Annotated in this window: 13 protein-coding genes; 5 read left to right on the forward strand and 8 right to left on the reverse strand. The window is 45.7% G+C overall.

Annotated elements, in window-relative coordinates; all coding sequences use genetic code 11:
• Positions 1–103: 103 nt before the first annotated feature.
• From FC24_RS09635 to FC24_RS09660, 5 genes are all read left to right on the forward strand, one after another.
• Positions 104–1,579 carry an MDR family MFS transporter gene (locus FC24_RS09635; protein ID WP_057874662.1) on the forward strand — a complete coding sequence of 492 codons (1,476 nt, stop codon included), beginning with the start codon at positions 104–106 and terminating at the stop codon, positions 1,577–1,579.
• Entirely contained in the window at positions 1,579–2,307 is a 729-nt protein-coding gene (locus FC24_RS09640) for a DUF4811 domain-containing protein (protein WP_057874663.1), read from the forward strand. Before FC24_RS09635 ends, FC24_RS09640 begins: the two co-directional genes overlap by 1 nt.
• Before the next feature lie 1,159 nt (positions 2,308–3,466).
• The gene (locus tag FC24_RS09650) at positions 3,467–3,991 is read left to right on the forward strand and encodes a TetR/AcrR family transcriptional regulator (protein ID WP_057874665.1); all 525 of its coding nucleotides are present in this window, start codon (positions 3,467–3,469) and stop codon (positions 3,989–3,991) included.
• Positions 3,992–5,053: an ABC transporter permease gene (locus tag FC24_RS09655; protein ID WP_057874666.1), complete on the forward strand. Its 1,062-nt coding sequence runs from the start codon at positions 3,992–3,994 to the stop codon at positions 5,051–5,053.
• 2 nt (positions 5,054–5,055) lie between these two features.
• Complete coding sequence (locus FC24_RS09660) at positions 5,056–5,733, forward strand: ABC transporter ATP-binding protein (protein WP_057874667.1); 678 nt, start codon at positions 5,056–5,058, stop codon at positions 5,731–5,733.
• Positions 5,734–5,866: 133 nt separating this feature from the next.
• Here FC24_RS09660 and FC24_RS09665 read toward each other — a convergent pair whose 3' ends face one another.
• The 8 genes from FC24_RS09665 to rpmH all read right to left on the reverse strand — a co-directional run bounded on the left by FC24_RS09665 (position 5,867) and on the right by rpmH (position 14,377).
• Complete coding sequence (locus tag FC24_RS09665) at positions 5,867–6,802, reverse strand: aldo/keto reductase (RefSeq protein WP_057874668.1); 936 nt, start codon at positions 6,800–6,802, stop codon at positions 5,867–5,869.
• A gap of 802 nt (positions 6,803–7,604) precedes the next feature.
• The gene (locus tag FC24_RS09680; RefSeq protein ID WP_057874671.1) at positions 7,605–8,051 is read right to left on the reverse strand and encodes a helix-turn-helix domain-containing protein; all 447 of its coding nucleotides are present in this window, start codon (positions 8,049–8,051) and stop codon (positions 7,605–7,607) included.
• A 205-nt stretch (positions 8,052–8,256) separates the two neighbouring features.
• The gene (gene mnmG, locus FC24_RS09685) at positions 8,257–10,167 is read right to left on the reverse strand and encodes a tRNA uridine-5-carboxymethylaminomethyl(34) synthesis enzyme MnmG (RefSeq protein ID WP_157059123.1); all 1,911 of its coding nucleotides are present in this window, start codon (positions 10,165–10,167) and stop codon (positions 8,257–8,259) included.
• A 69-nt stretch (positions 10,168–10,236) separates the two neighbouring features.
• Positions 10,237–11,628 carry a tRNA uridine-5-carboxymethylaminomethyl(34) synthesis GTPase MnmE gene (gene mnmE, locus FC24_RS09690; RefSeq protein WP_057874673.1) on the reverse strand — a complete coding sequence of 464 codons (1,392 nt, stop codon included), beginning with the start codon at positions 11,626–11,628 and terminating at the stop codon, positions 10,237–10,239.
• 225 nt (positions 11,629–11,853) lie between these two features.
• Positions 11,854–12,612, reverse strand: a complete 759-nt coding sequence (gene jag, locus FC24_RS09695; protein ID WP_057874674.1) for an RNA-binding cell elongation regulator Jag/EloR — start codon at positions 12,610–12,612, stop codon at positions 11,854–11,856.
• A gap of 170 nt (positions 12,613–12,782) precedes the next feature.
• Positions 12,783–13,619, reverse strand: a complete 837-nt coding sequence (yidC, locus tag FC24_RS09700; RefSeq protein ID WP_057874725.1) for a membrane protein insertase YidC — start codon at positions 13,617–13,619, stop codon at positions 12,783–12,785.
• A 2-nt stretch (positions 13,620–13,621) separates the two neighbouring features.
• On the reverse strand, positions 13,622–13,975 hold the full coding sequence (gene rnpA, locus FC24_RS09705; protein WP_057874675.1) for a ribonuclease P protein component: 354 nt from the start codon (positions 13,973–13,975) through the stop codon (positions 13,622–13,624).
• A 261-nt stretch (positions 13,976–14,236) separates the two neighbouring features.
• Positions 14,237–14,377, reverse strand: a complete 141-nt coding sequence (gene rpmH, locus FC24_RS09710) for a 50S ribosomal protein L34 (RefSeq protein WP_057874676.1) — start codon at positions 14,375–14,377, stop codon at positions 14,237–14,239.
• Positions 14,378–14,527 lie beyond the last annotated feature (150 nt).

Consider the following 14,527-nt stretch of genomic DNA (forward strand, 5'->3'; position numbering starts at 1 on the left):
GCCTTATTGTCAACTTAACGACCAATGTTGTCAAATAGCTTGACAATGATACTGATCAGGTCTATAGTCTTCAACAGTATTTTCATGAAAGAAGGACAACTATATGGCTGAAACGCAATCTTTAGATGCTTACGGCAAACCGTATAATCGTGGTTTACTGTTAGCAACGGTCATCATTGGGACGTTCGCCACTGTGCTGACACAGACTTTGTTAGCTACGGCTTACCCGACCTTGATGGACACGTTTAATATCTCCACTGCCACCGTTCAGTGGCTGACAACCGGCTTTTTGCTGGTTAACGGGATTATGATCCCAATTAGTGCTTGGCTGATCAACCGCTATAATTCAAAGTACTTATACATCACAGCCATGACCACTTTTTTCATTGGAACTTGGATCTGTTGGCAAGCATCCAGTTTTACCATGTTACTGGTAGGACGGTTAGTAGAGGCCGTCGGTGTTGGCTTGTCCATGCCATTAATGCAGACCATTACTCTATCGATTTTTCCACCGGAGCGGCGGGGCACTGCCATGGGCGCTGCCGGGTTAGCCATCGGTTTAGCCCCTGCAATTGGCCCAACACTATCCGGCTGGGTCATTGATAACTACTCTTGGCGGGTGTTGTTCAGTATGATTTTACCCATTGCGGGGTTAGTCATCCTGGCTTCCTTTTTCACCATGCGGAAAGTGTTGAAAACGTCTAAACCCACTTTAGATGTGCTATCTGCGATTTTATCCACCATCGGTTTTGGCAGCTTGCTGTACGGCTTTTCCGAAGTCGGCAGTGAAGGCTGGAGCAACCGGACAGTCATTGTCGGCATCGTCGTCGGCGTTATTTTTATCACACTGTTCACTTGGCGCCAATTAAAATTGGAAAAACCATTTTTGGAACTGCACGTTTTCCAAACGCCAGCGTTTACCATTTCGTCAATTTTAAGTGCCGTGGTCAACATGGCCATGGTGGGCGCAGAAATGGTTTTGCCGCTGTACATTCAAACGGTCCGCGGCGAATCTGCCTTTCATTCCGGGCTCACCTTATTAGGTGGCGCGGTGATGATGGGGATTATGAGTCCGATCACAGGCCGGATTTTTGACCGCTTAGGCGCTAAACACTTGGCGATTACGGGTATGACTTTGTTAACGCTAGGCACCATTCCATTTGCGTTTTTGACCAAAACGACGCCGATGATTAACGTGGTAATTTTGTACGCGATTCGAATGTTTGGGATTGCCATGGTGATGATGCCGGTCACCACTGCCGGCATGAACGCGTTGCCGCTGCACTTAATCAGCCATGGTACTGCCGTTAACAACACATTGCGTCAGGTTGCCAGCTCCGTCGGCACGGCGATTTTAATCAGTATTTTAACCAATGTCACCAACAACACCATGCCAGCTAAAAGTTTGCTGCACCACTCACCATTACAGTACAAATCACAAGCCATGGACGCCGTTGTGTCCGGCTACCACGCCGCTTTCATCGTCGCTGCAGGCTTTTGTGTCGTCGGTTTAGCCATTACCTTCCTATTAAAGGATAAAAATGCGGCTGGCGCTAAAATGACAGGAGGTGCCAAATAATGTTACTGACACTTATCATTTTAAGCGCGCTTGGGTTTGCCATCGTCAACATCGAATTTCACAAAGCCCGGTTGCGGCCTTGGTTAGATCTGCTTTTTCTAGTGCTTTTGATCGGTTCTGTGGGCCTGCTAATCGGTAACGACAAAGGCCATTGGGGCATGGCCACTCGCACCACAACAACTCATCAAACGTTGACCACAACCGCTGACCTGCCTGGTGCAAATTTGTTGTTGTACCAACCTTTAGGCAACGGTCACGAAAAGATTTTCATCTACAAAACTAGCACGCAACAAAAGAAATCGTTAACCACTAGCGCGGATGTGCGGACCACTAGCAACGTCACCCGCACCAAGGAAAAACAAGCACAGTTAGTGACCAAAACCCAGCGTTACGTTTATCGCAACGGCTTTTACCGCTTTTTGTACGCCGGTTTAGGCAATAACAACGCCTTTAAATCCCGGCAGCACAATTTTAAAGTCGGCCAAAACTGGATTGTGCTAAGCACTAAGCAAGCTAAGAAAATGCAAAAGGCGGCAAAAGCCAGCCAAGCACAGCTAAAACAGCAATTAGCTAGTGCGGTTAAAGCCAAAATGCAAGCCGCATTAAAACAGAATCCGCAGTTAACTGCCGCGCAACAACAAGCACTGCAAAAACAATTCACCGCAGCCGCTAAAGCACAAGCACAACAACAGTTACTGCAAAAATTGCAACAAGCATCATTGAAATAATAGACGTTTTAGTTTTAAAGTAGCGCACCGAATTTGCTTCGGTGCGCTGTTTTTTTATTTTTAGGCAACTGCCCTTTTGTCCTCGTTACACCATCACTGCGGTAAACGCGAGCCAGCAAACAGTTGTTTCCGCTTGCCATGTTTCAACTCGGCGGTTTTTGCCATAGTTGAATGGTCAACGCCTGGAACATCAGAGATTTTCGGTACGAAAATCTTCCTTGATTGTGGAATAGTAGCCACGCTTAGCTGTCAATTTACTTTGCAAATTTTCTGCTAAGCTGAGCTAATGCTCAAAAACTACCCGTTTGCCGGCTCACTCTTGAATTAAACGTGCAACAGAAAACAGCTTCTTCCGGCTGCCATGTTTCAACTCGGCGGTTTGCGCCGTAGTTGAATGGCCAACGCCTGTAACATCAGAGATTTTCGGTACGAAAATCTTCCTTGATTGTGGAATAGTAGCTACAGCAGTCAAAACATTTGCTGCGCAAATAACTTGCCTGCTTAGGCTAGTACTCAGAAGCTCCCGGCTCTTCTATAATCAACTACCATCGCCACGGTAAACGTGCAACAGAAGCCAACTGTTTCCGCTTGCCATGTTTCAACTCGGCGGTTTGCGCCGTAGTTGAATGGCCAACGCCTGGAACATCAGAGATTTTCGGTACGAAAATCTTCCTTAATTGTGGAATAGTAGCTACAGCAGTCAAAACATTTGCTGCGCAAATAACTTGCCTGCTTAGGCTAGTCCCGGCTCTTCTGTAATCAGCTACCATCGCCCTTTTAAACGTGCAACAGTTAACCGGCTCATCAATTTTTTGTCCATCATCACTGCAGTAAACGTGCAACAAAAAACAGCTTCTTCCGTCTAGCTACAGCAGTCAAAACATTTGCTACGCAAATAACTTGCCTGCTTAGGCTAGTACTCAGAAGCTCCCGGCTTTTCTATAATCAACTACCATCGCCCTTTTAAACGTGCAACAGAAGCCAACTGTTTCCGCTTAGTTACGCCTAGTTGGCAATCCGCTGCGCGAATCACCAACTAGGCTAGACTAATGCTCAACAGTTAACCGGCTTCTGTTGCACTCTTTTTTTGTTGACACTGTGTCACTTTTCTGGTAGACTCTTTTTTGTTGACACGATGTCACTTTTGAAGGAGGTTCTTATGGTTTCTAAAACATTTTTGAATTTAACCCCGGCTAAGCAAGCGCGAATTCAAGCGGCTTTACTGCATGAATTTTCCCACCATCCTTTGGCGGAAGCGCAAGTTTCCCGGATTGTAGCCCAGGCGCAAATTGCCCGGGGCGCCTTTTATAAATATTTCACGGATTTAACCGATGCTTACCGCTACCTTTACCGCCAGGCGATGGCGGCAGTCCACGCGGATTTTGCAAAAACTGCTACTACTGAATTCACGCCGGACATTTATTTAAAGGAAGTACGCTTATTTGTTGACCAAGCCAACAATGGTCCGTATTATCAGCTTATTAAGTATCATTTAACGCAAAACGAAGCGCTGCTGACACCACCGGCAACCACGTTAAATGACAAATTACCCAGTAATATTTGGGCAGCGGCGCTTTTAAGTCACGAAACGATCAAGCAAATACTTTGCGCACCACACACTGAAAAAGCAGCGCTTAAGCGGCTAGCTAGCGCGCTTGACGCCTTGAAAGAAACGAGGGATTAGATGTTTTTAGCTTTAAAAGAAATTAAGCGCGAAAAACTACGCTACACTTTAATCATTGCCATGATTGTTTTAATCAGTTATTTAATTTTTGTCTTAACTAGTTTAGCACTAGGGTTAGCGCAACAAAACACAGCAGCAATCGACTCTTGGGACACGCAACAAGTGGTGCTGAACAAAGACGCCAACACCAATTTAACGCAATCACTGCTTACCAAAGACCAAGTGAAAAAGACCGATTTAGGCGCTAAAGATGCCTACTTAGGGCAAGCGCCAGTGGTTGCTACAGCCAAAGGACAAGAAAAAACATCCGCCCAATTTTTAGGCTTGGCTGCTGACCAATTCATCGCCCAAAATTTAAAACTAAGCGCTGGTCGGCAAGCAAACGCCAAACATGAAGTCGTCGCAGACACCGCTTTCCAGGATGCCGGTTACCATTTAGGCGATAAAGTGACGCTAAATTCCGGCAAAACGCCCTACAAAATTGTCGGCTTCACCAAAAACGCTAAATTAAACGTGGCACCGGTGCTTTACGGAACATTACCCGCTTGGCGCGCGCTTAAAAATGTTGGTCCGCAGTTCGCTGCCAGCGCGCTAGTTTCCCAACGGGCAAACTTTAAAGGTCGTGGCAGTCAGTTGCAAACCTACACCACCCAACAATTTATCGATAAATTACCGGGCTATTCAGCACAAAATTCCACCTTTACTTTTATGATTGGCTTTTTAATGGTGATTTCCTTAATTGTTATCGCAGTGTTCTTGTACATTTTAACCGTGCAGAAGTTACAAAATTACGCCGTTTTGCGGGCTCAAGGCATCCCTGCCAAAACCTTAGTCAGCGCGACAATTTCCCAAGCCATTATTTTAGTGGTCGGTGGTTTAGCCATTGGTACGCTGTTGACTGCTGCTACTGCTTTATTAATTCCAACCAGCGTGCCGATGAGTTTTGATCTACCGATTTTAGGCGCTGTTGCCTTAGGCTTAGTCGCCACTGGTATTTTAGGTGCTTTGATTCCGACACGCATGATTTTACACGTTGACCCTGTCAGCGTCATTGGAGGTTAATTATGACAACAATACAACTTTCTCACATCAATAAATCTTTTGGCCAGCAAACCAGCCGGGTACAAGTGCTCAGCGACATTAATTTTACGGCGCAGGCAGGCCAGCTCAGTTTGGTCATCGGTCCTTCTGGTTCAGGCAAAAGTACCTTTCTTACCATTGCCGGCGGTTTGCAGACGCCAAATAGCGGTCAGGTGCTGCTCAACCAAAAATCACTTCCCGCACTTACCGCCAAACAACGGGACGCATTGCGGTTAAACCAGATCGGCTTCATTTTACAAGCTTATAATTTAGTGCCTTACCTGACCGTTCGCGAACAGTTTAAACTAGCCGATCGGGTGAAAAAGCAAGGCAATCTCTCTGCAGATGCGCTGCAAAATTTATTGCAGCGCTTAGGTATCCGTGAACTGCAACAAAAGTACCCCGACCAACTTTCCGGTGGGCAAAAGCAGCGGGTGGCCATCGCCCGGGCACTTTATACGGATCCCAAAATCGTCTTAGCCGATGAACCCACCGCCGCACTGGACAGTGACCGGGTGAAAGAAATCGGCCGCCTGTTCGCTGACTTAGCCAAAACGCAACACAAAGCCATCATCGTGGTGACCCACGATTTACGGCTGCGGCAGTACGCTGACCGCGTTTACCAGCTAATGGACGGCAAAATCAGCCGTAAAGCTGGGTAACTCAAAACCACTCTGAAAATGATTCAGGGTGGTTTTTTATTAGCCTTTGGCGCAATGAAAACTAAACCAGCGCTTAAAAAAGGTGCCGTCTAAATGACGACACCTTTTTCTATAAGCTCACAGCCAGTGAATTTTACTTAAACAACCCATCGATTTGCTGGTATTCCGCAGCACTTAACGGTAATTCCAGCGCCTTCGCGTTAGCAGCCACTTGTTCAGGCCGCTTTGCTCCTGGAATTACCACGCTGACCAACGGATTTTGAATGTACCACGCCAAAACCACTTGCGCCACAGTAACGTGATGTGCGGCAGCAATTTTTCGGATTTGCGCGACTTTTTGCAAAATACTGGCGAAACGTGCACCTTGGAAATTCGGGTCGCTGTGGCGAATATCATCAGCTGGGAAAGTCACTTGCTGATCGTATTTCCCAGTTAGCAGCCCAGAAGCTAGTGGAAAATACGGCACAAAACTGATGTGTGCTTGTTGCAACGCAGGTAATAAATCTTTTTCCGGTTCCCGGTGCAAAAGGTTGTACTGGTTTTCCACCACGTCAACGCCACCGTCCCGGTTAGCCTCTTTGATTTGCGCTAAACTAAAGTTGGAAATGCCTACCGCCCGGATTTTACCGGCTTTTTTCAAATCAGTCAGCGCCGAGACCGCTTCGTCTTTAGGCGTTTTGTCATCCGGAAAATGAATGTAAAAAATGTCCAAATAATCAGTTTGCAGACGCCGTAAACTATCATCCACCGCTTGGCGTAAAAATTGTGGTGCATTGTTGATTTTTTCTTCGCCACTGCTCAAATCCTGGGCACCTTTTGACGCAATCACAATGTTGTGCCGGTTGTAGCCTTTAATTGCCTGGCCGATCAATTCCTCAGAATGGCCTAACCCATAAGCAAAGGCAGTGTCCAGTAAGTTAATCCCATGATCTAAACCTGCCTGAACCACAGCTTTACCCGTGTCATCATTTAAATTTGGAAATAAATTCGTACCGCCCACCGCATTGGTACCTAAGCCTAGCGGGGTCGCCTGAACGTCTGATTGACCGATTTTAATTGTTGCTGTCATGATAAAACCTCCCATCAAGTTACGTTCACCCTACCACTTACAGCATTTAAGCGCCAAACATTTGCCTAAACTACGACTTGGCCCGTCACAACTAATGGTACGTCAAATCTGCCATTGCCAGCAAAACACAATCAAGTGGCTTTAACAACAAAAAGAAGCTGTGATAAAAGGATTACTTTTGTCATAGCTTTTTTTTAATGGTGAAGTTTAGGTTAAAATGACTGTCCACCTGCTGACACCCGCTCATTTCGATTATCGTACCGCTTCAAGCGCGCTTAACTTTTAGTTTTGGTCTTCTTGCGCGGCCACGAAGGCCAGAGATAAACGGTAATGACAAAATCAATGGCCAACAATAAAAAAACTGTCCAAAGTGGCCAATGGGCATATACATATAACTGAATGTTACAACCAATGAGGTCAGTGCAAAAAAGGATGTAGAGAATGGCCTGCACACAAGCATAGACATAAAAGATGTTTGCTCTATGTTGTTTAATCCATTTCAACATCATAAACTTCCCCCAATTTAAAAGAAAATAAACATGACCGTTTTAGCGGCCCTCCGATTGATATGTAACTATTTTACAAAGTATCACAGACACTTCAATTATGTAAAGCGATAATTTTTTAATAACCTTATTTTTTTATCAGATAATAAAGAATTAAAACATAGCCGTAGATCGTAAAACCAATCCATTCAACTAAAAAAAGAATTAAGAAGATATTCTTCTGTGTTTTAGCAAATAAAAAGTAAAAAAGCAGGATGTTGGCACATATTATTAAATAAATATAATTGCTGTTAATTTTATGGTGCATGCTTTGTTTTGTCCTTCTTTTTAACAATAAAGTAACCGATGGGAATTATCGGCCCCAATGGTAATAATAAAATGCCAATAAAAATTAAGGTGATGGTAAATAAAAACTCATCTTTTTTGCTGAAATTAAAATCATCATGCTTTTCTTTTTTATTTTCTAATTCGTGATCCAAATGCTTTAGTTGTTTTTGGTATTGCTTGATCCGATTTTGGTTACGGAAAATTTTATCGCGTAATGCTTCATTATCTTTTAATAAATCATCAATTGAGATCCGATAGAGTTCTGATAATGCGATTAAATTATCTAAAGAGGGATAAGCACGATCATTTTCCCAGCTTGATATCGATTGGCGACTGATATGAAGCTTATCTGCCAATTGTAGCTGGGAAATGCCATGACGCCGCCGGTGGCTTTTTAAAATACTGCCCATACTCATCTAAGTTACTCCCTACTTTCTAAATTGTTTTGCTACGTCAATCATAAAGTAAAATTAAACTCATTACTAGCAATCATCGCTTTACAACTTCTAAACTCACTTTACTTACGTTAAAAAAAACGGCAGTGACAAAAATGATCATTTTGTCGCTGCCGCTTTTATCACAAACACGTTTATTGCCTAGCATTCGCCGCTTCAAGCGCGCTTAATCATCCACCTTAGCAATTTTGCCTTGTTGGATATAGACACTTAAAATGGCGATGTCAGCTGGGTTGACCCCGCTGATCCGGGTGGCCTGCGCTAAAGTTTCTGGCTGAATTTTCTTCAATTTTTGGTGCGCTTCAGTGGCTAAACCATCGATGGCATCGTAGTCGATGCGGTCGGGGATGTGCTTAGCTTCCATCCGCTTCAAGCGCGCTACTTTTTTCTCTTCTTTTTTAATGTAACCGGCGTACTTCACTTGAATTTCTACTTGTTCCACCACGTTGTGGTCCAAATTTTCTGTCGGTACCGGGATGAATTGTAATAATTCTTGGTAACTAACTTCTGGCCGGCGGAGAAATTCGCTGGCTAAAATGCCGTCTTTCAGTGGTGCACCACCCTTTTTAGCTAAAAAGGCATTCACTTCAGCATTTGGCTTAACCCGCACACTGTTCAAGCGCGCTAATTCTTTATTCAGCGCCGCTTTCTTGGCTAAAAAGCGGGCATAGCGTTCATCGGAAATCAAGCCTAACTGGTGGCCTTTTTCCGTTAAGCGCAAATCGGCGTTATCGTGGCGCAATAACAACCGGTATTCCGCACGGCTAGTCAGCAAGCGGTAAGGTTCATTGGTACCTTTGGTGACCAAATCATCGATTAGCACGCCGATGTAAGCATCGCTACGCTTCAAAACAAATGGCGTGTCGTCGCCTTTAGCCCGTAAACTGGCGTTAATACCGGCAACTAAGCCTTGGCCGGCGGCTTCTTCATAACCAGAAGTACCGTTCATCTGGCCAGCGGTAAACAAGTTGCGAATTCGCTTAGTTTCTAGCGTTGGCCGCAATTGGTAAGGCTCCACCACATCATATTCAATGGCATAGCCTGGCCGCATTAACTGGGCGTGTTCTAAACCAGCTACGGAATGCAGCATTTTGTGCTGAATTTCTTCTGGCATTGAGGTAGACAGGCCAGAAATGTACCATTCTTCTGTACGCCGGCCTTCAGGTTCCAAAAATAGTTGGTGGTGATCTTTATCTGAAAACCGGACAATTTTATCTTCAATTGACGGGCAATAACGGGGGCCGACACCTTTGATTTCACCGGAAAACATCGGCGCCCGGTCCAAATTATCCCGGATAATCTGATGGGTTGTCGGATTAGTGTAAGTCAACCAGCAAGAAATCTGATCCTTTAAGTAATGAGAATCAGGTGTGTCAAAACTAAAATGGTGGACGGCTTTATCGCCGGGTTGTTCCTGGGTTTTACTGTAATCAATGGTGGTGCCATCGATTCGTGGAGAAGTCCCTGTTTTAAAACGCGCCAGTTTAAAACCATGTGCCAGTAAATCCAAAGATAGCTTGGTTGCTGGCTTGGAATTATTCGGGCCAGAAGAATATTTAAGTTCACCGATGATAATTTGCCCGCGTGAAGCAGTCCCTGCTGCTAAGACCACACTTTTAGCGCGGTAGCGAGCACCTGTATCCGTGACAATCCCCACACAAGCGCCGTTTTCCACGATTAAGCGGTCAGCGGTTCCTTGGCGCAAGGTTAAATTCGGCTGTTGCTCCATGGTGTCTTTCATAGCTTGATGGTACGCATGCTTGTCGGCTTGTGCCCGTAACGCCCGAACAGCTGGCCCTTTACCAGTATTGAGCATCCGCATTTGAATGTAAGTTTTATCAATATTGTGGCCCATTTCACCGCCTAAGGCATCGATTTCCCGCACGACAGTGCCTTTTGCCGGACCGCCTAAAGACGGGTTGCAAGGCATAAATGCTACCATTTCTAAATTAATGGTCAACAACAAGGTGCGGTTACCCATCCGCGCGGCTGCCAACGCTGCTTCGGAGCCGGCATGGCCCGCGCCCACCACGATCACGTCGTAGCTTTGCGCTTCATATTCATGTACTTCCAAAATTCCATTGCCTCCATTTACCGTCACCTAAGCCACGGCTAAAATTAAATTGCGTTACGTTGCGACTTAAACTTATTTACCTAAACAAAATTGGCTGAACAACTGGTCTAACAGCTCATCTTGGTAAGCTTCGCCAGTGATTTCACCTAACAAATCCCAGCAGTGGGTCATGTCGATTTGAACTAAATCCACTGGCATGTCTGCCTGCAACCCGTTCAAAACGTCTGTCAATGCCTGGTCAGCTTGCTTTAACAGGCCAATTTGGCGGGCATTGCTGACCAAAGTGGTGCTTTGACTATTATCGATGCCGCCGGCAAATAAATCAGCGATCCGCTGCTCTAATTGATCCACCCCGGTAGCAGTCAATGCCGAAATTGGCACAATGTCTTGCTGGGGCACTGTCTTTTTAACTTGACTTAAATCCAATTTCACGGGCAAATCAGTTTTATTTAAAATCAACAACCGCTTTTTCCCTTTAGTAGCGTCTAACAGCGCCTGATCTTCTTGGGTTAACGGTTCACTATTGTTGAGCAACAACAATACCAAATCGGCCTGTTGAATGGCTTTGCGGGACCGTTCTACCCCAATTTTTTCCACCTTATCTTGGGTTTCCCGAATACCGGCAGTATCGATTAACTTCAGCGGCACGTCGCGGACATTGACGTATTCTTCAATCACATCCCGCGTAGTCCCAGCCACATCGGTGACGATCGCTTTATCTTCGTGCAATAAATAATTCAACAAGCTGGATTTACCTACGTTAGGCCGGCCCACAATCGCTGTCGCCAACCCTTCCCGTAAGATTTTGCCTTGATTAGCCGTGGCCAGCAACTGCTCAATCCGATTTTTAACGGCCAGCGCTTTTTCCCGCAGCATTTTACTGGTCATGGTTTCCACATCGTCGTATTCTGGGTAGTCGATGTTCACTTCAACCTGCGCCAGTGCATCTAAAATTTCTTGGCGGATATTTTTAATCAAATGGGACAAATTACCATCCAGCTGGTTAACCGCCACTTGCATCGCCCGATCCGTTTTGGCCCGAATGAGGTCCATCACAGATTCCGCTTGGGTTAAATCAATCCGGCCGTTTAAAAAGGCGCGCTTGGTGTATTCACCGGGTTCAGCTAACCGGGCACCATGACTGAGCAATAACTGCAGCACATGGTTAGTGGCGACGATGCCACCATGGGTGTTAATTTCCACAATGTCTTCGCGGGTGTAAGTCTTCGGCGCGCGCATTACCGACGCCATCACTTCGTCCACCACTTCACCATTATCTGGATCCACGATGTGGCCGTAATTGATGGTGTGGGAGGCCACTTTTTGTAAATCGCGGCCTTTAAAAATTCGGTTAGCCACCGGTAGCGCGTCCTCGCCAGACAAACGAACAATGGCGATCGCCCCTTCACCAGGCGGCGTGGAAATTGCCGCAATCGTGTCAAATTCTGATGTGGTATTTGCCATATTGACCCTTCCTTTCTTGATTTGACAACAAAAAAAGTGCCTACACCACGCCGCAACATTCACAGCGTGACAAAGCACTTTGACTACTTTATCGATTCTAAATTTAAACTTACTATAAAAGGTCTGCCGCAATTTGTCAACGGCTACGACCGAAAATTCTTTTCTGACTACCACGTGACCACATTCAGCGCGCTTGAATTTGCGCTTGGCTAACATTAAGCGCGCTTAGCTTATTCGGGGTTTTGGGGCGACAACAACATAGCGCCGTGGTTCATCACCTTCTGAATAAGTGACCACATGGCGACTATTGGCCAAATGCGCGTGGATTTGTTTCCGTTCAAAAGCTGGCATCGGCTCTAACATGGCCGGCTGCCCAGTGGCGATGGCTTCCCGCGCAGTCCGCTCGGCCAAGCGCGCTAGAATGCCACTGCGCCGCTGGCGGTACTCCCCTACGTTCAATAACAAATTGAATTTTGAATGCGCATGGTGGTTTAAATAAACTTGACCTAAATATTGCATAGCATTGATAGTTTTGCCGTGGTGACCGATTAACAAGCCAGGCTTTGCAGTTTGTAGTTGCACGGTAAGATGATTTTTAGCCGCTCGTTTCATGGTTAACGTGGCTGGTGCCTGCACCCCAGCAGCCATGGCTAATAAATAACGTTGCACGGTTTTAAGCGCCACTGCATCAGCGCGCCGATGTTCTGGCGTCATGGTTTGGTGCGCCGGTTGCGCAGGCTTTGCAGGTTTGGCAGCTGCTGAAGCCGCTGGCGCACTTGCAGGCGCCGCTGATTGCGCTGCAACAGAAGTGGTTTGCTGCGCTAGTGCCGTCAATGAGACAATCGCTGGTTTACGACCAATGCCAAAAAAGCCTTTCCGCCCTTCTGCGACCACTTCTACGTTCACCGCATCCCGTGGTAGATCTAAATGGGTTAAGCCTTTTTGAATCGCAGCTTGAATGGTACTTCCTTCAAATGTCGGCATAATTAAAAAAGCTCCTTTTTCTCAAGTTCTTAAACGCAAAAATTCACCTGCAGCTTTGCCAAAAAGCGTTCAAATTTAGTTTACACATGCGACTGCCAGAATGCCAGTCCACAGACGAAAAAAGCGTCTAAACCAAGGCGTAAACCGGGTTTCGACGCTTTTAATCGGCTTTATTTACGTTTGCGTTTTTTACCACGGCGGGCTTTAGCCAATTGCCGCTGTAACTTACGTTTCTTGCGTTCCTTAGCTTCCCGTTCGGCCCGTAATTTGAACGGATTCATCAGCAATAACGTCTGCCCGACGGAAAAGGCGTTAGTAACCACCCAGTAAACGGCTAACGCAGATGGTAGGCTGATGGCCATGAATAAAATCATGATCGGCATCCCCCACACCATCAAGGCGCTTTGAAAGCCGCTTTGCTGCACTTGACCCATCATGGTCAGTTTTGAAGTGGCAAAAGTGAACAGCGCCGCCAAAATTGGCAAGATGAAGTAAGGGTCTGAATGACCCAATTCCATCCACAAAAACGTCCCAGAACGCAAAACAGAAGTTCTCTGAATCGCTTGGTACAACGCGATTAGAACCGGCATCTGCACTAATAGTGGCAACATGCTAGCAAACGGGTGCACCCCGGCATCTTTATAAAGTTTTGACATTTCTGCTTGTAGTTTTTGCTGAGTATCGATATCCCGGGAAGAATACTTTGTTTGCAAAGCTTTCATCTGCGGCTGAATATCCATCATTTTGCGAGAACTATTCATCTGGTATTGCATTAACGGTAAAATAATCACCCGGATGATGATGGTAAAGATAATGATCCCGACCCCATAACTGCCATTGAACAGGTCAGAAAGCCAAACAATGGCCCGGGAGAAATTCCAGACGATGTAATGGTCCCAAAAACCAGTACTATTAGCAGTCACAGGTTTGGTACTGCAGCCGGACAGGAAAACGACCAATAAGGTAAATAATCCCAGCAAACCCAGCATTCGTTTTTTCTTTTGCACGCTCATTCCCTCACTTCATCGGTTAGTAAACCAGCCAACGTTAAAACGTGAATCAAGTTGGCTTTGGCCTGATCTTGGGTCAGCCGATCCGCACGCGGCCGAGCGATCACTAAAAAATCAACGTCAGGCCGTAACCGCGGCTTTAAGTCTTGCAGGCCTTGGCGGATCCGACGTTTAACCTGATTACGGTGGACGGCGTTACCCACGCGTTTGCCGACAGAAATGCCGACACGAAAATGCTTTTGCCCCGGTTTTTCTAGTTGATAGACCACATAATTGCGGTTAGCCTTAGAATTTCCGGTTTGAAAGACTTTCTGGAAATCCGCTTCTGTTTTGACGCGATAAGATTTTCTCATAGCATTGATGCTCCAAGTTTTATGTAACGCGGATTCCCAGCTAGGCAACCCGCCGAATGAATCGCTGCGCCACACCAAGTTTACCCTATTTAGTGGTAATAACTAAATTTGGCTGATAATCCCTGGTGGTGACGCAGCTAAGCGATCAATTGACCAAGCTGTGACAACCGTTGTCCTAAACGTGTGCCATCAGACAGCTGATAGCGCCACTTTCATCAATTGACAGCCTTACAATAAAAAAGACCACTGAAGGTCAGTGGTCTATGCAGACAATACTTTTCTACCTTTACGACGTCTACGTTGTAACACATTACGACCGTTTTTAGTGTTCATCCGTTTCATGAAACCATGGACACGTTGACGATGACGTTTCTTTGGTTGGTATGTGCGCTTCATTGCCATCTGGACCAAACCTCCTTGCACTTGATAATTTAAACTCGCAAGTCTATTTCAATCAGTTATTGCTTAGTATAACCAAAGCCAGTAACTGACGTCAATAGCAATTACCAGAATATAATAGCATATTTTCGCAACAAAGAAAACTTTTCCCAA

Source organism: Loigolactobacillus rennini DSM 20253, from assembly GCF_001436505.1.
Classification (GTDB): Bacteria; Bacillota; Bacilli; order Lactobacillales; family Lactobacillaceae; genus Loigolactobacillus; species Loigolactobacillus rennini.

What these genes read in the sequence shown, in the direction of transcription:
- rpmH (WP_057874676.1), bottom strand. Translation starts at nt 14,377, where the DNA reads ATGGCAATGAAGCGCACATACCAACCAAAGAAACGTCATCGTCAACGT.
- FC24_RS09635 (WP_057874662.1), top strand. Translation starts at nt 104, where the DNA reads ATGGCTGAAACGCAATCTTTAGATGCTTACGGCAAACCGTATAATCGT.
- FC24_RS09640 (WP_057874663.1), top strand. Translation starts at nt 1,579, where the DNA reads ATGTTACTGACACTTATCATTTTAAGCGCGCTTGGGTTTGCCATCGTC.
- mnmE (WP_057874673.1), bottom strand. Translation starts at nt 11,628, where the DNA reads ATGGCAAATACCACATCAGAATTTGACACGATTGCGGCAATTTCCACG.
- FC24_RS09665 (WP_057874668.1), bottom strand. Translation starts at nt 6,802, where the DNA reads ATGACAGCAACAATTAAAATCGGTCAATCAGACGTTCAGGCGACCCCG.
- jag (WP_057874674.1), bottom strand. Translation starts at nt 12,612, where the DNA reads ATGCCGACATTTGAAGGAAGTACCATTCAAGCTGCGATTCAAAAAGGC.
- FC24_RS09650 (WP_057874665.1), top strand. Translation starts at nt 3,467, where the DNA reads ATGGTTTCTAAAACATTTTTGAATTTAACCCCGGCTAAGCAAGCGCGA.
- rnpA (WP_057874675.1), bottom strand. Translation starts at nt 13,975, where the DNA reads ATGAGAAAATCTTATCGCGTCAAAACAGAAGCGGATTTCCAGAAAGTC.
- FC24_RS09660 (WP_057874667.1), top strand. Translation starts at nt 5,056, where the DNA reads ATGACAACAATACAACTTTCTCACATCAATAAATCTTTTGGCCAGCAA.
- FC24_RS09680 (WP_057874671.1), bottom strand. Translation starts at nt 8,051, where the DNA reads ATGAGTATGGGCAGTATTTTAAAAAGCCACCGGCGGCGTCATGGCATT.
- FC24_RS09655 (WP_057874666.1), top strand. Translation starts at nt 3,992, where the DNA reads ATGTTTTTAGCTTTAAAAGAAATTAAGCGCGAAAAACTACGCTACACT.